A 20,654-nucleotide genomic window follows, 5' to 3' on the forward strand; every position below is an offset into this window, starting at 1 on the left:
CGTGCAGAGGTTCGACTTCGCCGGCGCCACGGCCGTGGTCACCGGTGCGGCCAGCGGCATCGGCGCGGCGCTGGCGCACGCGCTGGCCCGCCGGGGCAGTGATCTGGTCCTGCTGGACCGTGACGCCGAGCGGCTGGAGGCGGTCACCGCCGCGATCCGTCTCGACCACCCGGGCCGCCAGGTGCACACGTACCTGGTGGATCTCGCCGACGTGACGGCTACCGCCCAGGTGGCCGCGGAGATCGGTCAGCGGCACCCGCGCGTCCGACTGCTGGTGAACAATGCCGGCGTCGGCCTCGGTGGCCGGTTCGACCAGGTGACGTTCGACGAGTTCAGCTGGGTGATCGACGTCAACTTCCGGGCCGTCGTGCAGCTGACCCACGCGCTGCTGCCCACCCTCAAGGCGGAGCCGGGCGCGCACCTGGTCAACATCTCCAGCCTGTTCGGGCTGATCGCGCCGGCCGGGCAGACCGCATACTCGGCGAGCAAGTTCGCGGTGCGCGGTTTCACCGAGGCGCTGCGCCACGAGCTGGTCGACGACGGCATCGGGGTGACGTCGGTGCACCCCGGCGGGATCCGCACCCGCATCACCGAGAACGCCCGGATCGGCAGCGGCGTCTCACACGAGGAGTACGCGGCCGGCCGGGCGCAGTTCGAGAAGCTGCTCACCATCTCGCCGGAGCGGGCCGCCGAGGTGATCCTGCGCGGCGTCGAGCGGCGTCGGGGCCGGGTGCTGATCGGCTGGTCGGCGAAGCTGCCCGACCTGCTGGCCCGGGTCCTGCCGGCCTCGTACAACCGGCTTCTGGTCACCGGTCTGAACCGGGGCGTCGTCCGTCCGGCGCCGCCGACCCCCGGCGTACCCGCGCAACGCCCCGGCGACGCCGCTGTCGACCCGGCCCGTGAGGTGGCGTGACCGGCGTCCCGGTCACGGGGGTGTGCTGCCCCGCTTCTCCTCCTGGGCCAGCACCGCCTCGCGGTGCTCCGGCTCGTCGCGGCGGGCCAGCTCGGCGGCGAGCCGCGGGTCGCCCACCAACCGACCCCGGTTGCGGTGCAGGAAACTCTCGAAACCCCCGGTGTACGGGCACGCCAGCTCGCCGAGCGCCTGCTCCGGTGCGTACCGGCAGCCGGCACAGTAGTCGCTGATCTCGTCGATGTCGGTGCCGTCCACCGCGTACGGGCGGGTGTCCAACCGGGCGAGGTCGGCGTACTGGCTCATGCCGATCACCGTCGCGTTCATCACCCAGTCGGTGCCGTCCACGAAGCAGCGCTGGAACCAGTCCGCCAGCTCGGTCGGCCGCCAGCCGCGCTGCAACGCGTAGTTGCCCAGCACCATCAGTCGGGGCGTGTGGTGGGTCCACGCCCGGTCCCGGACGCCGCCGAGGACGTCCGCCAGACAGCGGGCCTCCACGGCGTCGGCGTCCAACTCGGCGAACCACTCCGGCAGGGGCTCGGTCGCGGCCAGCCAGTTCGCCCCCCGGAAACGCGGCTCGAAGTACCAGTACAGCTGCCAGAGGAACTCCCGCCAGCCGAGCAACCCCCGGACGAAGGTGTCCACCGCCGTCCGCGGGGCCGTCCCGTCCCGCCACGCCTGCTCGGCGGCCCGCACGGCCGGCTCCGGGTGGAGCAACCCGAGGTTGAACGAGGACGACAGCACCGAGTGCGCGAACACCGGGTCGTCGCCGCTCATCACGTCGGCGTAGCGGCCGTACACCGGTAGCCGGTGGGTCAGGAAGTGCGCCAGCCGGGCCTGCGCCTCGGCATGGGTGGCCGGGTGCCGCCGGGGGCCGTCCCGGCCGACGAACCGCACCCCGTCGGCCGCCCAGCGGTCCAGGTCGCGGCGGACCTCGGCGTCGATGTCGTCCTCGACGATCGGTGGGGGCGGCGGCGACACCGCCGACGCGTCCCGCCCCTCGGCGCGGGCTCGACGCCCCGGCCCGGCCGCTGCGGCCGGCGCGGTCAGGATGTCGTGCCGCCGCTTCGCGTACCGGTAGAAGTCGGCCACCCGCAGCGGGCCGCGCCGGGGGCGGTCCGCCCAGCCGGCGAAGTCGGCCCGGCTGGTGATGAACCCACGAGGTGGCAGCACTGTCAGCTCCGGCACCGAACGGGCGAAACGCAGGGCCGCCCGGGAGTGCGGATGACACACCTCCACCGGCTCGGCGACCTGCGCCAGCGCCTCACGGAACGTGCCGGTCCGCAGCAGCAGCGCCCGGTCGCCCAGCTCGGCCGCCCGGTGGCGCAGCGCGGACAGGATCAGATGAGCCTTCTGCCGGTGCATCGGCCGTCGGCGGAACAGCTCTCGGATCTCCACCAGCAGCACCGGCTGATCGGGGTCGTCGAGGAAGTGTGGCCCGAGCTGGTCGGCCAGCAACCATCGGCGGCGATACATGCCGCAATTCTGCCCACTTTCCGGCCGTCGCAACCGACGCCGGTCCGGTAGGTCGGGCACCGGATTCCGCGCGGCGTCGGGTCAGGCCGGGTCGGACACCGTCGCTGCGGGTCCGAGGTCGCGGCCGCGCAGCAGCACGGTCAGCGTCACGAGGGCGACCAGCAGGGCCGCGAGCACGTACACCGGGGCCGGGCCGAGCGGCGCCAGCAGCGCGAGCAGCGCCACCACCGGGAAGGCGACGACCACCGCGCCGTGCTGGTGCCGGCGCACGTGCAGCACCCAGATCGTGAGCAGGAAGACCGCGACCGGGATGGCCACCGCGTACCCGGCGGTGGTCTCGGAGATGTGCGCGAGGTGCCGCTCGACGTCCACCGTCGCGCCCAGGCCGGCGCCGACCGCGGCGACCGCGCCGAAGACCAGGTAGTGGCCATAACCCCAGATCAAGGAGTACGGCAGCCGGTCGGGCGCCTCGATCGGCCGGTCGAAGTAGAGCCACCAGAGCGCGAACACGATGACGGCGCCGGCCGCCGCGAGCGACCACAGGTCGTGCTCGCCGGCGTCCAGCCCGGTCTGGATCGCCATCGAGATGGCCAGGACCGCCTCACCGAGCACGATGAGGGTGAACAACCCGTACCGCTCGGTGATGTGCCGGGGGTGCCACGGGGTCATCCCGGGGCGTTCGGCTACCGCCGGCACCAGCAGGTCGGCCAGCACCAGCAGCACGAACGACGCGATGCCCCACTCTGCGGGCAGCAACAGCCGCAGCAGCCACCCGAGCTGCACCACGCTCACGCCGATCGCGTAGCGACGCGCCGCCGCGCGGTGCCGGGGGTCGCCGGCCGCCGCGCGGCTCCAGTGCACGACGGCGGCCAGCCGCATCACCACGTACCCGTAGGTGATGACGGTGAAGTTGCCGTCGGCGAAGGCGGGCGGCACCCCGGCCGCCAGGATCAGCGCTCCGCAGATCTGCACCAGCGTGGTGATCCGGTAGACGTCGTCGTCGGTGTCGTAGGCCGAGGCGAACCAGGTGAAGTTCACCCACGACCACCAGATCGCGAAGAACACCATGAGGTAGCTGGTCACGGCGTGGCGGAGGTGCCCCTCGGCGACGTCGTGGTGCAGGCTGCTGGCGGCCTGTGCCACCGCCACCACGAAACACAGGTCGAAGAAGAGTTCCAGCGGCGTGGCCGCGCGGTGCGGCTCGTCGCGGCGACGAGGTCGCATCGGCCGGTAGAACGGCCGCACCGAACGGGAGACGGTCAACGCCGCTCCTCAGGCCGGGCTCAGCGGTGCCACCGACGGCGGTGGGTCAGCCCCTCCAGCACCAGGGTCAGCCCCGCGCCGACCAGCCAGATGTCCTTGGCGAGCCCCGAGCCCTGCTGGGTCGGGCGTACGCTCCCGGGCTCCCGCATTCCCGGCGTCTTCAGGTACAGCTGCACCAGGCCCGCGCCGAACGCGGTCAGGCCGAGCCCGGCCAGCGGCGCCGGGACGAACGGCGCGAGCAGCGCGGCCCCCAGCGCGATCTCCGAGTACGACAGCAGCTTGGCGAAGCGCGCCGGCTCGAACTGGCCGAGCTGGGGCATGGCGGCGACCGCCATCCCGTGCATGCCCTCCGCGTCGGCGCCCTCCAGGTTGCGCTTGCCCAGACCCGAGTTGAGGACGTACGCGCCGATGCTGACCCGCAACGGCAGGTGTGCGAGCTTCATGGTCACTCCCGATGGCCGTGGTCGAATGCGGCCCGCGTACCCCGGACCGCCAGCGATAACCGCCGGGCCGGGTGGGCTGACCGTGGTGGTCGCGGTAGGTTCGCCGGGGGCCCACCGCCGAGCCCGTGGCACACTCGCCCACCCGGCGCCCGGCCCTGCCGCAGACCACCAGCAGGAGGCGAAGTGAGCCAGGAAGTCCGGGGAGTCATCTCCCGCAGCAAGGGAGCACCGGTCGAGGTCACCACCATCGTGGTGCCCGATCCCGGCCCCGGTGAGGCCGTTGTCCGGATCCAGTCCTGCGGCGTCTGCCACACCGACCTGCACTACCGCGAGGGTGGCATCAACGACGACTACCCGTTCCTGCTCGGCCACGAGGCGGCGGGCATCGTCGAGCAGGTGGGCGAGGGCGTCACCGACGTCGCCCCGGGTGACTTCGTGATCCTCAACTGGCGCGCGGTCTGCGGGGTCTGCCGCGCCTGCCGCCGGGGCCGCCCCTGGTACTGCTTCAACACCCACAACGCCACCCAGCGGATGACCCTCACCGACGGCACCGAACTCGCACCGGCGCTGGGCATCGGGGCGTTCGCCGAGAAGACCCTGGTGCACGCCGGGCAGTGCACGAAGGTCAACCCGGCCGCCCGGCCGGCCGCCGTGGGCCTGCTCGGCTGCGGTGTGATGGCCGGGCTGGGCGCGGCCATGAACACCGGCAACGTCACCCGCGGCGACTCGGTCGCGGTGATCGGCTGCGGCGGTGTCGGAGACGCAGCGGTCGTCGGTGCGGTTCTCGCCGGCGCCACGACGATCGTCGCGGTGGACACCGACAGCCGCAAGCTGGACTGGGCCCGCCAGTTCGGTGCCACGCACACAGTGAACGCCTCGGAGACCGACCCGGTCGAGGCGATCCAGGCCGCCACCGGCGGCTTCGGCGCCGACGTGGTGATCGACGCGGTGGGTCGGCCGGAGACGTGGAAGCAGGCGTTCTACGCCCGGGACCTGGCCGGCACCGTGGTGCTGGTCGGCGTACCGACCCCGCAGATGCAGATCGAGCTGCCGTTGCTGGACGTCTTCGGACGCGGCGGTGCGCTGAAGTCCAGCTGGTACGGCGACTGCCTGCCCAGCCGGGACTTCCCGATGCTCACCGATCTGTACCTGCAGGGTCGCCTCGACCTGGACGCGTTCGTCACCGAGGAGATCGCGCTCGACCAGGTCGAGAACGCGTTCGAGCGGATGCACCACGGCGACGTCCTGCGCTCGGTGGTGGTGTTCCCGTGACCGCCCGGATCGACCGCGCGGTCACCTCGGGCACCTTCTCCCTGGACGGGCAGACGTTCGACGTCGACAACAACGTCTGGGTGATCGGTGACGACCGCGAGTGCGTCGTCCTGGACGCGCCGCACGACGTGGCCGCGATCCTCGCCCTGGTGGGTGATCGCCAGGTCCGGGCGATCCTGGCGACGCACGCCCACGACGATCACGTCCGGGTGGCACCCGGGTTGGCCGAGGCCACCGGTGCGCCGGTGCTGCTGCACGCCGCCGACCGGGTGCTGTGGGACATGGTCCACCCGCACCTGCCGCCGCACGGCGAGTTGCACGACGGGCAGGACATCGAGGTGGGCGGCACGACGCTGCGGGTGCTGCACACCCCCGGGCACAGCCCCGGCGCGTGCAGCTTCCACGCCCCCGACCTGGGCGTGGTGTTCACCGGCGACACGCTCTTCGCCGGAGGGCCGGGTGCGACCGGGCGCTCGTACAGCGACTTCGACACCATCGTCCGGTCGATCCGCACCCGCCTGCTCACCCTTCCGGCGGAGACGGTCGTGCACACCGGTCACGGCGACGACACCACGATCGGCGCGGAGGCGCCGCACCTGCAGGAGTGGCTGGACCGCGGCCACTGAGCCCAGCACCGGCTTGACGTCCAGGACCGGGGTCCCGTCGAGGGCCTCCAGGTCTGCCACCTGGACACGCAGGCCGTCCACCGTCAGGACCCGCACCCGGTGCAGCCCGATCGGGTTGGGCCGGTGCGGGGAGCGGGTGCTGAACACCCCGGTCTCCGGCCGACTCTCGTCGCCGCGCGGGTGCACCGCCAGCACGTCGCGCCGGGCGCGATCCAACCAGGTCAGCACCAGCAGCTCCGCGCCGACGTGCAGGTCGCGCAGGGCCCGTTCGACAGGCGCGTCGAAGATCAGCCACGCGTTTGGCGCGCCCTCGTCGCCCTGCCGCGGTGCGCTCGCCGCGTCGGTCAGCGGCGAGGCGACCCGCCCGACCGGTCGCAGCAGGTACGTGTCATCGCTCGCCGCCTCGACCACTGTTGCTCCCCTCTGGACGGTCCCAACCTAACCTCGCCGCGGCGCTAGGATCTTGAACATGGCCGCCGACTCGCCCGCCCCCGTTGTCCGTCAGCTGCGACTCGTGGTGGAGGCCGCCGACCACGACGCCGCCGTCGCGTTCTTCCGCGACGCACTCGGCATGCCGGAGGAGGCGGCGTTCAGCGGCGACGGCGACGCCCGGGTGGTGATCCTGGACGCCGGCCGCGCCACCCTGGAGATTGCCAACCCGGCGCAGAAGCGCATGATCGACGAGGTTGAGGTGGGTCGGCAGGTCGCGCCCCGCATCCGGGTTGCCTTCGAGGTGGACGACGCCGAGGCGACCACCGCCCGGTTGGTCGCCGCCGGGGCCAACGAGGTCGCCCCGCCCACCCGCACGCCGTGGCAGTCGCTCAACTCCCGCCTCGACGCCCCGGCCGACCTGCACATCACCATCTTCCAGGAGCTGGGCACCGGGGTGGACGACGATGACCACAGACATGACGGCGACGTCTGAGCGGCGCGGCCCGCGCGCCGCCGCTCTCACCCCGGCGCAGACGGCTGCCGTCGCGTACGTGCGGTCGTTGGCCGTGGTCGAACGTCCTGCCGCGCTGGCCACCATCGCCCGGCAACTCACCACCGCCGACGTCGGCCACCGCCCGGAGCATCTGCTCGGGGCCATCGGGTCCGGGCGGCTGACCGTCAACTTCCACCCCGACCGGTTGTGTGCCGACGGTCGGACCGTCGCCGACGCGCTGGCCGAGGACGGGGTCTACCGCAGCCAGTTCGTCACCGGGATCTCCAACGGTGGGCTCACCGCGTATCCCGGTGGTGACCGGGACCGCTGGGAGCACCGGATGTTCGGCGGCGCGTACCAGCGGCCCGGCGTGACGCTGGCGCAGCGGCCCACGTACGGCGGCCTGAACCTGCTCGACCACGCGGACGGCGCCTGCCCCCGCTTCGGTTCCTGCCACCTGCGGCTGCGCCCAGCGGTGCTGAGCCGGGCGACCTTCTGCCTCGGCGACAGCCACCTCAGCCCGGAGGTGGTGGGCACGGCCGACGCGTTCGAGGCGGTCCTCGCCGGGCTCCTGGCCAGCGTCGCCGCCACCGGCGAATGCCTGGGCCGTGCCGGGACGGGCGTCGCCGCGCTGGCGCGGACGTTGCTGGACCAGCCGAGCGCGAGAAGTGAGCCGGGCTTGCGAGCCCCGCAGTCGCGAGCCAAGGGGGTGCCGACCACCCCGGGCGCGGTCGGTCGCGCGCTCGACGACTACGTGGAGGCCCAGGTCCACGGCACGCTCGACCTCGCGGACGACGTCGAGGAGTTGGTGGTCGACCCGTCCTTCGCCGGCACCCCGACCGGCGCGACCCTGGAATCGATCGCGGCGCGGTTTGGTTTCCCGTTGCGATGGCACCCCGGCTTCGTGCTGGCCGTCGACCAGGTCGACGCGGAGTTCCGGGGCCCGGCGATCCCCGTGCTGGCAGCCCGGGTGCACCGGGAGTTCGCCCGGTCGGGCGACCCGGTGGACGCGGCGCTGATCGGTCGCGCGGCGGCCTCGGTGGTCGCCGAACCGCACCGCTGGGCGGATCGCGGCCCGATCGCGGACACCCTTCAGCACCTCAAGCAGCTCTGGCACGTGCTGGTCCGTTTCGGCACGCCGTACGGCACCTGATCTGCCGGCTCGTCACGTCTGCGCCGATCGTCCGTTTCCCGCCGACGTTCGGCCGCTGTCGTCGACCGTCCCATTTCCCCAGGTGACCGGGACCGCACCTCACCCAGGCCCCGGCATTTCCGGAATGACCGACACGTGAACCTGGTTGTGTCCCCCGTACCGCCGGAGCCCAAACCCTTTTCCGCGGTCATCTCCCGAGGAGTGTTCACCCCGGAGCGCTCCGCACGATCGAAAGGGCAACCATCGTGAAGGTCGACTTCACTCGATGGCTCCCCGCCATCGCTAAGGACTCGTACCGCAAGACCGCGCTGAGCGTGGCGGGTGTGGCCGCTCTCGGTGGTCTGGCCCTCGCGCCGACCGCGGTCGCCGCACCGGTCACCTCCGGACCGCACCAGGGCGCCGTCGCCGCCATCGACCGCGCCACCGGCAAGGCAGCCACCCAGGCCCGCCAGGACGACCAGCCCGTCGAGTCGGGCCTCACCACCGGCTCCGCCACCGGCAAGCCGCCGGCGGGCAAGCCCAGCCGCGACCAACTGATCCCGCACGGCATCGAGGGTGCCCAGTCGCGGGTACCGCTCGACGACGCACAACTGGCCAACGCCCGGGCGATCGTCGACGCCGCCAAGAAGACCGGCGTCGGTGACCGGGGCGCGGTGATCGGCGTCGCCACCTCGCTGCAGGAGTCGAAGCTGTACAACCTCGGCCACCTCGGCGCCTACAACGACCACGACTCGCAGGGCCTGTTCCAGCAGCGCCCGTCGTCCGGTTGGGGCACGCCCGACCAGATCACCGACCCGGAGTACTCCGCCACAGCGTTCTTCACCGCGCTCAAGAACGTCGGCGGCTGGCAGGACCTGCCGCTGACCACCGCCGCGCAGACCGTCCAGGTCTCGGCCTTCCCCTACGCGTACGCGCAGTGGGAGGAGCAGGCGGCGGACATCGTCCAGCAGATGTGGTGACACCCGCACACGACGCCGGCCGGCTCCCCTTCACGGGAGCCGGCCGGTTTTGTGCTGCTCGGTGTCGTGCTGGCTTGTGTCGTGCTGTTTTCGTGCTGGTCGACTGCTCAGCAGGCTGCGTAGAGGCGCCGGGTGCCGACGCCCGCGGCGTACGCGTCCCGGTCACTGAACCGGCAGCCGTAGTCCGGCCGGGCCACCACCGCCGGGTCGGTCACGGTGTCGCCGGCGGGGCGCTTGCCGGTGCGTACCCAGGACGTCAGGTCGTCCCAGGCGGCGCCCGCCTCCGCCGGGCTGAACTCGCAGTGCTGCGTGGCTCGGATGGCACGCTGGACCACCAGCTTGCTGCGACCGTTGCGCGCCACGTCACTGGCGTACGCCTGCTCCATGCTGAACGGGACGAACATGTCACCGAGGCCGTGCAGGCTGAGCACCGGCGCGGTGGGCCGACCAGCGATCCGCGGCACCTCGGTCAGCGTCGGCAGGAGCCGCTGCACCACGTTCTCCGGGGCGACCCGCTGCACTGTGGCGTTGACGTTCACCGGGCTGTTCGGGACGTACCGGGTGAGCAGGTTGGTGGACAGCTGACCGGGCCGCTGGGCGGGGGAGTTGCCGCTGCCGGTGGGCACGCTGATCGAGAAGAGGAAGTCCTTCCACACCGCGAACGCGGCGTCGGCTCCCGGACGCGGCCCGCCCGAACGGTTCACCGTGATCGCCCGCAGTTGCCTGCCCCGCTCGGTGGTGGTGTCCGGCCCGGTGGGAGTCAACCCGGCCAGACCGAGCGCCACCTGGATGCGGGGCACCGCGTTGGTCAGGTAGTCGGCCGGGGTGGGATAGGCCGGCACCTCGGCGAGCGCCTGCGCGACCAGGTTGTAGTCCAGGTAGAAGTCCAGCAGCGTCTGATCGCCGAGCACTCCGCACATCGGCAGCGCCCCGTCGTAGTAGCCGGGATACCGCTCCAGCGAACGCCCGATGACGTATCCGCCCATCGACACCCCTGCGATGTAGGTGTGCTGCGGCCGGCGGACCGTCCGCCCGAAGTGGTCGGCGAGATCCTTGGTGCCCAGCACCCCCGACCGGATGTTGAAGCCGTTGCTGTCGTACGACGACGACGCCCACGCGTACCCCTGCTCCAGCAGTCGCTGGCGCAGCCCGAAGCCCGGCTGCTCCGGTGACAGCACCGTGCCCTGGCCCCGGTAGCCGTGCGCCCACAGAACCAGGTCACCGTTCCACCGGGCGGGGACCTCGATGATGTACCCGGCGTGGCGGTGCACGCCCTGACGTACCGTCGTCGGCTTGCCGCCCACGACCAGCGGAGCCAGCGGCGGATTCTCGATGGTGTACCCGGGCAGCGGCTCGCCGCCTTTCGGGTCGCGACCGGTGGCGCTGGCCGGCGCGGCGCCGGCCAGACCGACCGCCAGGGTCAGCGTCGCGGTGGCGGCGAGCAGCCGGCGAAGGGTACGAACGGGTGTGGACAGCATCGATGCTCCCCATCGGACGGACGTCGCCCGGGGGCGACCAGGCGGGACGGTTGCCTACCGGCCGGTAGCGTCCTGAACCTAGGACCGCCGTCGAACAGTGTCAATGGCTACGCTGATCGGCCGGTCAAGCACGACTGTCCGGCCGATCAGCCCGGGGCGCTCCCCATGCCCGGCGCTCTCGTCGGCGGCTGCCCTCGTGTTCCGCCTCGTCGTGCCGGGGCGGCGCTCTTGTCGGCGTCCGCCCTCGTCGGCGTCCGCCCTCGTGTTCCGGGCGGCGATCCATTCTTTGCCAGGCGTCTGTCGTTCGCCGTACCCGGTCGCGCGGGTCGGGGAGTCGGTCGGGTTGACTGGTCGCCGTGGACGAGTCGATCTGGGAGGCGGCCCGCGCGTCGCGTAGCTGGTTGGACGCGGCGAACGGGGCCGGGCAAACCGAAATGACCTGCCGCATCCTCAAGTTGACCGAGGAGGCGGGGGAGGCGTCGGCCGCCTGGATCGGTCTGCTCGGGCAGAATCCGCGCAAAGGTGTCACCCACACGCGCGACGATGTCGCGGCAGAGTTGGCCGACGTCGCCTTCACGGCGTTGGTGGCCATCGAGAGCCTGGGGCTTGACGCGCAGACGGTCCTGGACGCCTGCGCCGCGAAGGTGCGCTCCCGCCTCACGGGCTGAGTGGCACTCGTTCGTGGTGATCGACTCGGCTTTCACGAAGTCGGGGTGTCATGCCGTCTCAGATGCCCCGATTTTCAGAAAGCCGAGTCGATCAAGGTCAATCGGGTGGCCCTGGGGCCCAGTCATGTTCGACGCGTAGGGGCGTCTGTCCGTTATAGGTATTTGTGTCGGGTGCGCCGAGCACCGCGCCACGAGGGTTGCGGCCTTCGGGGCGTTTGGCCTGTGAGCGGTCGCACCGGTGGGTCGGAATGATGGCCGGGGCGGGGTCGTTACACACTCTGACGATCGCAGGACCACCGCCTCACCGCCCCGCCCAACCGGGGTTGGAACAGCTGGTAGCGGGGTTGGAATGCCGACCCGGTCCGCATCGTTGAAGCCTCCCAGCACCCCGCTCCAACGGGTGCGACGGGATGGCCCGCCCCCGGGAATGACCCCGGGTCCCCGGTCGTTGCAGTCCCCACGAGCGACCACCCGAGCACCGCTTCACCCGAGCGGACGTCGACGGGTGGGCCCACCGGGGAATGACCCCCGACCCCCGGTCGTTACACATGAACCCGGCGCCCGAGCCCCGCTCGCAGGCAGCCGACCCGGCCCCCGCAAGCCCCCCGCTTGACGGTGCCGATCTCCCCTAAGACTTTTCCCTTGATTTTGATGCAGCGCCGGACGAGGTGCTCACACCCTTGCGTCGCCGACCCCCCTTGGCGGTGCGGGTGTTCCTACCCCCGAAGGAGCTACCCCCATGAACACGATCTTCCGTAAGAGCATGCTGTCTGTTGCTGGTCTCGCGTTCGCCGGTGGTGTCTTCGCCGGCCCGATCGCCGCCCACGCTGCCAGCCCGGCCGTGGATGGCAAGCCGGTGGCGGTGGCGGTGCAGTCGGCCGCCCCGAAGCCCCAGGGCGAGCAGTCCCACATCACGTTGAATGATGAGCAGACGGCGAACGTCAAGGCGATCATCGCCGCGACGAAGAAGGCCGGCCTGCCCGAGCGCGCCGCGGTGATCTCGATCGCGACGAGCCTGCAGGAGTCGAAGCTGGAAAACCTGGGCCACCTCGGCGACGCCAATGACCATGACTCGCTGGGCCTGTTCCAGCAGCGCCCGACCAGTGGTTGGGGTACGCCGGAGCAGATCACCGACCCGGCCTACTCGACGACCGCGTTCCTCAAGGGCCTCAAGCAGGTTGACGGGTGGCAGGACATGGCGCTGACTGACGCCGCGCAGACCGTCCAGGTGTCGGCTTACCCGGACGCGTACGCCCAGTGGGAGCAGCAGGCCACCGACCTGGTCGGCCAGTACTGGAACAGCTGACCCGCCAACACACACACCGCACAGCACAGCTGGCCGGCACCCCCACCCGGGGTGCCGGCCAGCGGCATATCCCGCACAACCACAAGAACACCGACAACCAGGCCCGGCAGATCTTGGACACTTTCCGTTAGCCGGGCGGGCTCAACCGGTGGTTGCCCCGCTAACGGAAACTGTCCAAGATCTCGCGTTGGCGACGCGGCGGAGTGCCGTGATCGGCGCGGAGTGATCCGATCGGCGGAGGGGTACGTACCTCCCGACGGGGGACCGGCGGAGGGACAGGGAATGGCCGCGGTGGGGTACGGCACGGATCGCGAACCGGAGTCACCGCCGGAACCTGCCGACGACGCCACACCAGGGCGCTGGTCCACCGGGGTTCGCCTGTTGGTGGCTGCCGCAGCCGTCGTGCTTGTCCTTGGCGCGGCCGCCGTGGCTGTGATCGTCGCCGACCCTGACCGCCTCGGCATGACCTACTCCGGCGCACCCGACGGCACGCGACCGGACGGCACGCGACCGGACGGCACGCGACCGGACGGCACGCGACCGGACGGCACGCGACCGGACGGCACCTGGCCCGGTGACGCCGGCCGTCCCGGAGGTGCCGACCCGGACGCGGCTGACGGCCGACCGGGTGCCGCTGGCGGGGAGTTGCTGACCGCGCCGCTGGCGGGCCGCCAGAAGGGCACCTTCGTGCTCGCGGACGGGCTGTCCTCGTTCGAGCTGGGGGTGGCTGATCTGGGGGATGACCTGTACCGGATCAGCAGCCCGGCAGGTTCGGGTGTGCTGGGTCGACCGACTGTGGTCGGGGAGACCGTCCGGCTTGAGGTCGTGAAGTCAGGGGCTTCCGCGACGCGCAGCCTGCGGGTGGCGCTCAACGAGCGGGTCGCCTGGCGTCTTCAGCTCGTCGGCGGGGTGAGCAGTCAGGTGCTGGATCTGACCCGAGCCCGGCTGCTGGGAGTGGAACTCGCCGGCGGGTCGTCGCGCACCGAGATCCTGCTGCCACCGATCACCGCCACCAGCACCGGCAACGCGAGCGACCCGGACAGCACCAGCATCATGACCGTACGACTCATCGGTGGGACCAGCCAGCTCGACATCCGGGCCGCCGGGGAGCCGCCGGTGCGGGTCCGCGTGGGAGCTGGCGCCGGCTCGGTTGTGGTACGCGATGACCGCTGGGATGGGGTGGCGGCGGGTGCGGTGTTGAGTACGCCGGGCTGGGACCGCTCGGCCGCGCGGTTGTTCCTGGATCTGGTCGCGGGCGCCAACACCGTGACCGTGTCCGCCAACCGGTAAGCCAGCAACCGCTGAGCCAGCAGCCGCTGAGCCCAACCCCACCCCGCTGCACCCAACCCCCTGCACCCAACCCCCTGCGCCCAACCCGCTGTGCAACAAGCCGCTGAGCCAACCCGGCGGACCCCACCCGCCCTGCTGGAAGCGCCGCGGTCGTGGGCGGGCGTGAGCGTACAGTCGGGCGGTGGAGCGTACTGAATCGATGCTGGCGCAGACCCGACCACCTGGTGTGGCCGACGTTGATCCCGGCAGCGTGCTGCTGCCCGGCCACGACGTGCCGTTGGGTCGGTACACCACGGTGCGGCGACTGCTGCCGCAGCGTCCCCGCCGGATGGTTGGCGCGTGGTGCTTCGTCGACCATTTCGGCCCGGACGATGTGGAGCAGCGGCCTGGCATGGAGGTGCCGCCGCACCCGCACACCGGTCTGCAGACGGTGACCTGGTTGCTGGAAGGGGAGATCCTGCACCGGGACAGCCTCGGCAACGTGCAGCCGATCCGGCCCGGTCAGCTCAACGTGATGACTTCCGGTAACGGGATCGCCCACTCGGAGCGGTCGCCGGCCGTCCACCCGCCGGTGATGCACGGCGTGCAGCTCTGGGTGGCTCTGCCGGACCCCGCGCGGGCCGGGGCGGCGGACTTCGCGCACCACGCGGACCTGCCGCGCTGGCGGGACGGCGATCTGGACTGCACCCTGCTGGTCGGCGAGTTCGGCGGGCATCGGTCACCGGCGGTGGTGCACACCCCGCTGGTGGGTGTGCAGGTCGAGTTGGGTGGCGAGGCGCCGACGACGCTGTCGCTGCGGCCCGATTTCGAGTACGCGTTGCTGGCGATGTCCGGGTCGGCGGAGGCCGCCGGGGTCGGGTTCGAGCCGGGGGCGTTGCTCTATCTGGGCTCGAGCCGCCGCGAGCTGACCGTGCGCGGTGGGGCCGGGGCGAGGTTGTTGCTGCTGGGCGGTACGCCGTTCGAGGAGCCGCTGGTGATGTGGTGGAACTTCGTGGGCCGCTCCCACGAGGAGATCGCCGCCGCCCGGGAGGACTGGATGGCGGGGGACCGACGATTCGGGGTGGTCGCCGACGACTCGGCGCCTCCGCTGCCGGCGCCCGCCCTGCCCACGACCCGTCTCAAGGCCCGCGACCGCACCGGCGGCCTGCACGGCTGACACCACGCCAGGGCGCCCACGCCAGGGCCACACGCAGGCCCGAGCCTGCACGGGCGCCAGCACATCGCGGCCCGTGTGACCCACTGTCGCGCGGGTAGTCGTCGACATGCCGACCACTCTGATCACCCCGGTCGAGGACCGGAAGCGCCTGGCGCGCCGGCTCGCCGGTAGCGGGCGGGGCTTCGCCGAGCAGTACGGCTTTCGGGTGACCAACAACCCGGCGAGCCTGTTCCAGGTGCTCTATCTTGCGGTGCTGCTGGCCCGTCGGGGTGACTTCCGCCGGGCGTTGGACGGGGCCCGGGCGTTGCGTGACGAGGGGTGGGACAGCGCCGCGAGGCTGGCCCGGTCGTTGCACGAGGACCGGGTACGGGTGCTGCGCGTCAGCGGTCAGCGCGGTGACGTGGACGCGTTGGCCAGCGCGCTCGGTGACCTGGGCCGCTCTGTGGTCGAGCGGTACCGGGGCGATCTGCGCCGGTTGCGGGCGGTGGCGCACCACGATCCGGTCCGGGAGCGGGCGCTCCTCGCGGAGCTTCCCGGCGTGGACGATCAGGTCGTCGACCTGTTTCTGCGTGAGGCGCAGGCACTGTGGCGGGAGGTGGCGCCGGTCGCGGACCGGCGGGCGTTGGCCGCGGCCCGTCGCCTCGGGCTGGGCAGGTCGGCGAACGACCTGGCCGGTCTGGCCAGCGGTGAGTCGGAGCAACTGGCCTGGTTGGTGGGGGCGCTGGCCCGGGTCGACCTTGAGCACCGGTACGCGGAGGTCACCGGCAGGCCGTGACGTGCCCTGGCCCACACTTCGCCAAATTCTGACCAAACGGAGGATGTTCTGTCGTATGGTTGGACCCGGCAGTGCTGGCCGCTCGGTTCGAGCGGGCATCCACCGCCTGGTGACCGCGACCGGTTCGGAAGCGGCTCACCGCCTGGGCAGGTTTGCGTGGCGCCCTAGGTCGCGGTTCGTGACCAGGGGCGCCCGCCTGTCCCGGCGATTCAGGCGAGCCCCCACCCCGTGACGCCCCCGGGGTCGCCAGGCCGCCCAGCCAGCCGACAGAGCCATTCCAACGGCCCAGCCTCAGCGTGCCAGGCCCGCCAGCAGGTTCACGGTCACGGCGATGATGAACGCGCCGAACAGGTACGACACCATCGAGTGCCGCAGCACCGTACGACGCATCTCGTTGCTGGTCAGGTTGGTGTCGGAGACCTGGAACGTCGCCCCGATGGTGAACGCCACGTACGCGAAGTCGGAGTAGCGCGGCGGGTCGTGCTGGTTGAAGTTCACCCCGCCGTCCGGGCCGGTGTAGTAGATCCGGGCGTAACGGGCGGCGAAGACGGTGTGCACCACGAACCAGGAGAGCACCACACTCAGGACGCCCAGGCCGCTGTGCAGTTCCCGGGCCATGCCGGGTGGCGCGCTCTGCGCGCTGGCCACGACCAACCCCACGGCCAGCAGGCTGGCCAGGCAGGCGACGAGCAGCAGCGCGTCCCGGATCGCCCGGTTCGGGTCCTCGTGTACGGCCAGTTCGGCGGTGCGCTCGGCGTCCATCGGCCAGATTTTGTGCCAGACCAGCACGAGCCAGCTCAGTGCGCCCACGTCCCAGCCGGCCAGCGCGGCGAGCGGCACTGGCAGCATCAGCGTGAAGACACCGCCGGCGAGGACGCCGACCACCGCCACCACGGCCAGCTGCTTCGCAGCAGCCGGGAAACGTACGTCCGCTGGGCGGTCGGGGCCGGTCTGGGTCATCCGGGACGCTCCCGGGTCGGGGTGGTGGGCGCCACCGCCGGGTCAGATGCCGCGCAGATGCTGCGAGACCCGGTTGTGCTTCTTGTCCCGGGCCTGCTCGGCCCGCTGGGCGGGGCTCACCTCGGGCGCGGCCTCGATCCCGGCCGACCGGGCGACCTCGGTCCCGTTGGCGTAATCCACCGGCGGGAGGGCGCGCAGCGCCTTCAGCACGTCCGGCGGGGCGCCTTCCCGTTCGGCCTCGCGGACCACGTCGTTCTTCTCGGCCGGGTAGTCCAGGCTCGACAGGTACTGCAGGACGTCGGCGTAGCTCGCCATGGCATGGGCTCCCTCGGGCATCGATGTGGTGACGACCGGCGGCGGTTACCCGCCCGCCGGCCGGTCACGCCCACCCAGCGCAGGAAACAGGCGCCGTTTCCGCCGGGCCGTCGCGGGTACCCGCAGGCGCCGACGCGAGCCAAGGGAGTACGCGATGAACTACGACACCTTCATCGACCAGGTTTCCCAGCGCACCGCGACGTCGTCCGAGCGGGCGGTCGAGTTGACCCGGGCCGTGCTGGAGACGTTCGCGGAGCGGTTGACCGGCGGTGAGAACCTGGATCTGGCCGCCCAGCTGCCCCAACCGTTGCAACTGGTGCTCAAGCCGAGCCCGAGCACCGAGCAGGCCGACCGGTTCGGTGCTGCCGAGTTCGTCGCCCGGGTCGCGTTGCGCGCCGGGGTGGAGGAGTCGGCCGCCCGGGACGCCAGCCGGGCGGTCTTCACGACCCTGCGTGAGGCGATCACCGGTGGTGAGTTCGACGACGTGGCGACTCAGCTGCCGCGTGACTACCGGGGTCTGGTCGAGCAGGCGATGGCTCCCGGGGCGACGCTGCGTCGTGGCTGACGGGCACGACGCACAGCGGTCGTCCCGGGCACGCACAGCGGTTTACCAGGGCAACCATCGATGTCCCGCTTGGCATGGCGATTCAGCCTGGCCTAACCTTGTCGTGGCGAGGGGAGTACTTCCCACGAACCATTCCGGTCAGTACGGCGCGCCCGGCGCGCCTCGGGTGGTTGCCCATCAGGTGGTGGGTGAAGGAGACCTCGAACATGACGGTGTTCGAGGAGACCCCACATGAGCGAAGTGTCATATCTGTCCGCCGCCAGTGACCTGTCGTCGGTGGGCACGCCCACGCTGTGGGCGGTCACCATCATCGGCGTACTCCTGCTGCTGGTGCTGGATTTCCTGGTCACGCGTCGCCCGCACGAGGTGTCGATGCGGGAGGCCATCGGCTGGTCGGCGTTCTACATCGCGCTGCCGCTGGCGTTCGGCGCCTGGATCTGGTCGCGTTACGGCTCCCAGCAGGGCGTGGAATACCTCACCGGTTACCTGGTGGAGAAGTCGCTCTCGGTCGACAACCTGTTCGTCTTCATGCTGCTGCTGGCCGCGTTCGCGGTGCCAGCGGTGCTCGCCCAGCGGGTGCTGCTCTACGGCATCGCCGGCGCGCTGGTGCTGCGGGCCGTCTTCATCGCCCTCGGCGCGGCGGCGCTGCAGACCCTCGACTTCGCCTTCCTGCTCTTCGCGATCATCCTCCTCGCCACCGCGGTGAAGCTGCTGCGCGACGCCATGTCCGGGCATCAGCAGGAAGTCGACATCAACAAGATGCGCTCGGTGAAGCTGCTGCGCAGGTTCATGCCGGTGGTCGACGAATACCACGGCACCAGGATGACCGTCCGGCAGGGCGCGAAGCGGGCACTCACCCCGTTCGCCCTGGTGGTGGTCGCGGTGCTGGCCACCGACATCGTGTTCGCTGTCGACTCGGTGCCGGCGGTCTACGGCATCACCGAGGACCCGTACCTGGTCTTCGCCACCAACGCGTTCGCCCTGCTCGGCCTGCGGGCGCTCTACTTCGTCCTGCACGCGGCCCTGAGCCGGCTGGTGCACCTCAGCTACGGCCTGGCCGTCATCCTGGCTTTCATCGGCCTCAAGCTGGGTCTGCACTGGGCGCACGGCATCTGGGACAGCGTGCCGGAGATCCCCACCCTGGCCTCGCTCGGCGTGATCATCGGTGTGCTGGTGGTGGTCACCCTGACCAGCCTGCGCGCCACCCGCGGCGGAGACCTGCCCGAGGACCGCAAGGTGGTCGCGGAGCGGCACTGACCACGCCCCGCCGGGGCGACGAGGAGGTACGCGGGAAAGCTCCCGCCCCGGCCGGCGCGGGTGGTACGACTGTGCAATGGGAATCGTGTCACCGGGCTTTCAGGGTCGGCCCCGAACGCAGGAGCCGGCCCTGCCACCCGGTCAGTACCTGACCGAGGACTTCCCGGTGCTCTCGGCCGGCCCGACGCCCCGGGTCTCCCTGGACACCTGGGAGTTCGTCATCGCCGCCGAGAACGGCAGCGAACACCGGTGGTCGTGGCAGGAGTTGATGGCCCTGCCGCAGGAGACGCCGATGGTGGACATCCACTGCGTCACCCGCTGGTCCAAGCTCGGCACCAACTGGCAGGGCGTCTCCCTGGACACGCTCCTCGCCGACGTGGACACGGGGGCGCACTTCGCGCTCGCTCACTCCTACGGCGGGTACACCACCAACCTGCCGCTGGACGATCTGCGCGGCGGCCGTGCCTGGGTGGTGCACACCTTCGACGGCGCGCCGCTGCCCGCCGAGCACGGTGGGCCGGCGCGGTTGCTGGTGCCGCACCTGTACTTCTGGAAGTCCGCCAAGTGGGTGCGCGGCATCCGGCTCAAGACGATGGACGAGCCGGGGTTCTGGGAGACCGCCGGCTACCACGACTACGGCGACCCGTGGCGCGAACAGCGGTACCAGGGTGACTGAGCGCGCCGTGGCGACGAGCAAACCCCGCACGGCCAACCGCTGGCAGGTGGGCCGGCTGGTGGAGCGCCGGGTGGAGACGCCGACCGCGCAGACCCTGGTGCTGGAGGTCCCGGACTGGCCGGGGCACCTGCCCGGGCAGCACGTCGACCTGCGACTGACCGCCCCGGACGGCTACCAGGCGGCCCGGTCGTACTCCATCGCCGGGCCCGTCGTGGACGGGCCGGGCGGGCCGCGCGTCGAGGTGACCATCCAGCGTGTGCACGACGGCGAGGTGTCCCCGTACCTCATCGATGTCTTTTCCGACGGCGACCCGGTGGAGGTCCGCGGACCGCTCGGTGGATGGTTCATCTGGCGGCCGGAGGAGACCGCGCCGGTGCAGCTCGTCGCCGGCGGCTCGGGCATCGTGCCGTTGATGGCGATGATCCGGGCCCGCCGGGCGGCCGGCAACAAGGCGCCGTTCCGGCTGATCTACTCGGTGCGCACCCCCGGGGACGTGATCTACGCCGACGAGTTGCGCCGCAGGGTCCGCGACGACTTCGGCCTGGACATCGCGTACGTCTACACCAGGGAGGCGCCCGAGGGTTGGCGCGGCGAACCGCACCGCATCGGGCTGGCCGACGTCAACACACACGGCTGGCCACCGGACCTGCAACCGCTCACCTACGTCTGCGGCCCGACCGCGTTCGTGGAAACCGTGGCCGATCTGCTGGTGGGGCTCGGCCACCCGTCACGGCAGGTCAAGACCGAACGTTTCGGTCCCACCGGCTGACCGCTCGCCCCCGCAACGTCGAGGAGATCCGATGACCGAGATGTCGTACCTGGACGGCAACATGCTCGACGGCCCGATGCGCGAGCTGTTCACCGTGGACCTGAGCAGCGCGACGGGCCGCTGCGAAAGCTGCGGGATGACCGGCTCGATGGCCAGCCTGCACGTCTACTCGCACGCCCCGGGCCTCGTCGCCCGCTGCCCGTCCTGTGAGCAGGTGATGCTGCGGCTGGTCCGCGGGCCCGACCGGGCCTGGCTGGACCTGCGCGGCACCACGTTCCTCCAGGTGCCGATGCCGATGGAGCAGCCCTTCCCCGGGCCCCTCTGACCGATCCCGGTCGGCGTTGCCCGGCGGAGGCAGAATGGCCGGATGAGCGCCGGCCGATGGGGTTCCACACCGCTGGCGGCCCTGCCG

General features: G+C 71.6%; 22 protein-coding genes and 1 pseudogene. 16 read left to right on the top strand and 7 right to left on the bottom strand.

Going from position 1 to position 20,654, the window contains the following annotated elements; all coding sequences use genetic code 11:
• Position 1: 1 nt before the first annotated feature.
• Positions 2 to 913 carry an SDR family oxidoreductase gene (locus tag KBX46_RS14800; protein WP_088947925.1) on the top strand — a complete coding sequence of 304 codons (912 nt, stop codon included), beginning with the start codon at positions 2 to 4 and terminating at the stop codon, positions 911 to 913.
• A gap of 12 nt (positions 914 to 925) precedes the next feature.
• Here KBX46_RS14800 and KBX46_RS14805 read toward each other — a convergent pair whose 3' ends face one another.
• The 3 genes from KBX46_RS14805 to KBX46_RS14815 all read right to left on the bottom strand — a co-directional run bounded on the left by KBX46_RS14805 (position 926) and on the right by KBX46_RS14815 (position 4,092).
• Positions 926 to 2,386, bottom strand: coding sequence for a cryptochrome/photolyase family protein (locus KBX46_RS14805; protein WP_210792937.1), 1,461 nt, complete (start codon positions 2,384 to 2,386; stop codon positions 926 to 928).
• 81 nt (positions 2,387 to 2,467) lie between these two features.
• Positions 2,468 to 3,649 (bottom strand): low temperature requirement protein A, encoded by a 1,182-nt coding sequence (locus KBX46_RS14810; RefSeq protein WP_210792938.1) that lies wholly within the window; start codon positions 3,647 to 3,649, stop codon positions 2,468 to 2,470.
• Positions 3,650 to 3,669: 20 nt separating this feature from the next.
• Positions 3,670 to 4,092 carry a hypothetical protein gene (locus KBX46_RS14815; protein WP_210792939.1) on the bottom strand — a complete coding sequence of 141 codons (423 nt, stop codon included), beginning with the start codon at positions 4,090 to 4,092 and terminating at the stop codon, positions 3,670 to 3,672.
• Between the two features lie 183 nt (positions 4,093 to 4,275).
• Here KBX46_RS14815 and KBX46_RS14820 point away from each other — a divergent pair, with 183 nt between their 5' ends.
• Together KBX46_RS14820 and KBX46_RS14825 are read left to right on the top strand one after the other, a co-directional pair.
• Complete coding sequence (locus KBX46_RS14820) at positions 4,276 to 5,364, top strand: S-(hydroxymethyl)mycothiol dehydrogenase (protein WP_210792940.1); 1,089 nt, start codon at positions 4,276 to 4,278, stop codon at positions 5,362 to 5,364.
• Positions 5,361 to 5,990, top strand: a complete 630-nt coding sequence (locus KBX46_RS14825; protein ID WP_210792941.1) for an MBL fold metallo-hydrolase — start codon at positions 5,361 to 5,363, stop codon at positions 5,988 to 5,990. The genes KBX46_RS14820 and KBX46_RS14825 overlap by 4 nt, the downstream gene beginning before the upstream one ends.
• 15 nt (positions 5,991 to 6,005) lie before the next feature.
• Here the strand turns inward: KBX46_RS14825 and tsaA are convergent.
• Positions 6,006 to 6,401 (bottom strand): annotated as a pseudogene (gene tsaA, locus KBX46_RS14830) (tRNA (N6-threonylcarbamoyladenosine(37)-N6)-methyltransferase TrmO); the annotation flags it as partial.
• Positions 6,402 to 6,459: 58 nt separating this feature from the next.
• On the opposite strand from tsaA, the gene KBX46_RS14835 reads away from it, so the two are divergent.
• From KBX46_RS14835 to KBX46_RS14845, 3 genes are all read left to right on the top strand, one after another.
• Positions 6,460 to 6,915 (top strand): VOC family protein, encoded by a 456-nt coding sequence (locus KBX46_RS14835; protein WP_210792942.1) that lies wholly within the window; start codon positions 6,460 to 6,462, stop codon positions 6,913 to 6,915.
• Positions 6,887 to 8,068, top strand: coding sequence for a DUF3626 domain-containing protein (locus tag KBX46_RS14840; RefSeq protein ID WP_308159523.1), 1,182 nt, complete (start codon positions 6,887 to 6,889; stop codon positions 8,066 to 8,068). Before KBX46_RS14835 ends, KBX46_RS14840 begins: the two co-directional genes overlap by 29 nt.
• Positions 8,069 to 8,313: 245 nt before the next feature.
• The gene (locus KBX46_RS14845) at positions 8,314 to 9,027 is read left to right on the top strand and encodes a hypothetical protein (protein ID WP_088947933.1); all 714 of its coding nucleotides are present in this window, start codon (positions 8,314 to 8,316) and stop codon (positions 9,025 to 9,027) included.
• Positions 9,028 to 9,134: 107 nt separating this feature from the next.
• Here the strand turns inward: KBX46_RS14845 and KBX46_RS14850 are convergent, their stop codons facing one another.
• A complete protein-coding gene (locus tag KBX46_RS14850; RefSeq protein ID WP_210792943.1) occupies positions 9,135 to 10,505 on the bottom strand; it encodes a S9 family peptidase in 1,371 nt (456 codons plus the stop codon).
• Positions 10,506 to 10,861: 356 nt separating this feature from the next.
• On the opposite strand from KBX46_RS14850, the gene KBX46_RS14855 reads away from it, so the two are divergent.
• The 5 genes from KBX46_RS14855 to KBX46_RS14875 all read left to right on the top strand — a co-directional run bounded on the left by KBX46_RS14855 (position 10,862) and on the right by KBX46_RS14875 (position 15,700).
• Positions 10,862 to 11,173 (top strand): MazG-like family protein, encoded by a 312-nt coding sequence (locus tag KBX46_RS14855; RefSeq protein ID WP_210792944.1) that lies wholly within the window; start codon positions 10,862 to 10,864, stop codon positions 11,171 to 11,173.
• A 739-nt stretch (positions 11,174 to 11,912) separates the two neighbouring features.
• Positions 11,913 to 12,479 (top strand): hypothetical protein, encoded by a 567-nt coding sequence (locus KBX46_RS14860; protein ID WP_210792945.1) that lies wholly within the window; start codon positions 11,913 to 11,915, stop codon positions 12,477 to 12,479.
• A gap of 282 nt (positions 12,480 to 12,761) precedes the next feature.
• On the top strand, positions 12,762 to 13,769 hold the full coding sequence (locus tag KBX46_RS14865) for a hypothetical protein (protein ID WP_247667516.1): 1,008 nt from the start codon (positions 12,762 to 12,764) through the stop codon (positions 13,767 to 13,769).
• Between the two features lie 181 nt (positions 13,770 to 13,950).
• Complete coding sequence (locus KBX46_RS14870; RefSeq protein ID WP_210792946.1) at positions 13,951 to 14,925, top strand: pirin family protein; 975 nt, start codon at positions 13,951 to 13,953, stop codon at positions 14,923 to 14,925.
• A 106-nt stretch (positions 14,926 to 15,031) separates the two neighbouring features.
• The gene (locus tag KBX46_RS14875; RefSeq protein ID WP_210792947.1) at positions 15,032 to 15,700 is read left to right on the top strand and encodes a hypothetical protein; all 669 of its coding nucleotides are present in this window, start codon (positions 15,032 to 15,034) and stop codon (positions 15,698 to 15,700) included.
• Positions 15,701 to 15,991: 291 nt separating this feature from the next.
• Here the strand turns inward: KBX46_RS14875 and KBX46_RS14880 are convergent, their stop codons facing one another.
• Positions 15,992 to 16,660: a DUF1345 domain-containing protein gene (locus tag KBX46_RS14880; protein ID WP_210792948.1), complete on the bottom strand. Its 669-nt coding sequence runs from the start codon at positions 16,658 to 16,660 to the stop codon at positions 15,992 to 15,994.
• A gap of 42 nt (positions 16,661 to 16,702) precedes the next feature.
• Positions 16,703 to 16,975 (bottom strand): DUF2795 domain-containing protein, encoded by a 273-nt coding sequence (locus tag KBX46_RS14885; RefSeq protein ID WP_088947940.1) that lies wholly within the window; start codon positions 16,973 to 16,975, stop codon positions 16,703 to 16,705.
• Between the two features lie 154 nt (positions 16,976 to 17,129).
• On the opposite strand from KBX46_RS14885, the gene KBX46_RS14890 reads away from it, so the two are divergent.
• From KBX46_RS14890 to KBX46_RS14910, 5 genes are all read left to right on the top strand, one after another.
• Entirely contained in the window at positions 17,130 to 17,540 is a 411-nt protein-coding gene (locus KBX46_RS14890) for a DUF2267 domain-containing protein (RefSeq protein WP_088947941.1), read from the top strand.
• Positions 17,541 to 17,771: 231 nt separating this feature from the next.
• Positions 17,772 to 18,797 (top strand): TerC/Alx family metal homeostasis membrane protein, encoded by a 1,026-nt coding sequence (locus KBX46_RS14895; RefSeq protein WP_088947942.1) that lies wholly within the window; start codon positions 17,772 to 17,774, stop codon positions 18,795 to 18,797.
• Between the two features lie 76 nt (positions 18,798 to 18,873).
• Positions 18,874 to 19,473, top strand: coding sequence for a sulfite oxidase-like oxidoreductase (locus KBX46_RS14900; RefSeq protein ID WP_099852975.1), 600 nt, complete (start codon positions 18,874 to 18,876; stop codon positions 19,471 to 19,473).
• A 7-nt stretch (positions 19,474 to 19,480) separates the two neighbouring features.
• Complete coding sequence (locus tag KBX46_RS14905) at positions 19,481 to 20,242, top strand: ferredoxin reductase (RefSeq protein ID WP_210792984.1); 762 nt, start codon at positions 19,481 to 19,483, stop codon at positions 20,240 to 20,242.
• 31 nt (positions 20,243 to 20,273) lie between these two features.
• Complete coding sequence (locus KBX46_RS14910; protein WP_210792949.1) at positions 20,274 to 20,567, top strand: DUF6510 family protein; 294 nt, start codon at positions 20,274 to 20,276, stop codon at positions 20,565 to 20,567.
• The last annotated feature ends 87 nt before the right edge of the window (positions 20,568 to 20,654 follow it).

Source organism: Micromonospora sp. C81 (assembly GCF_018070425.1).
Lineage (GTDB): Bacteria > Actinomycetota > Actinomycetes > Mycobacteriales > Micromonosporaceae > Micromonospora > Micromonospora zamorensis.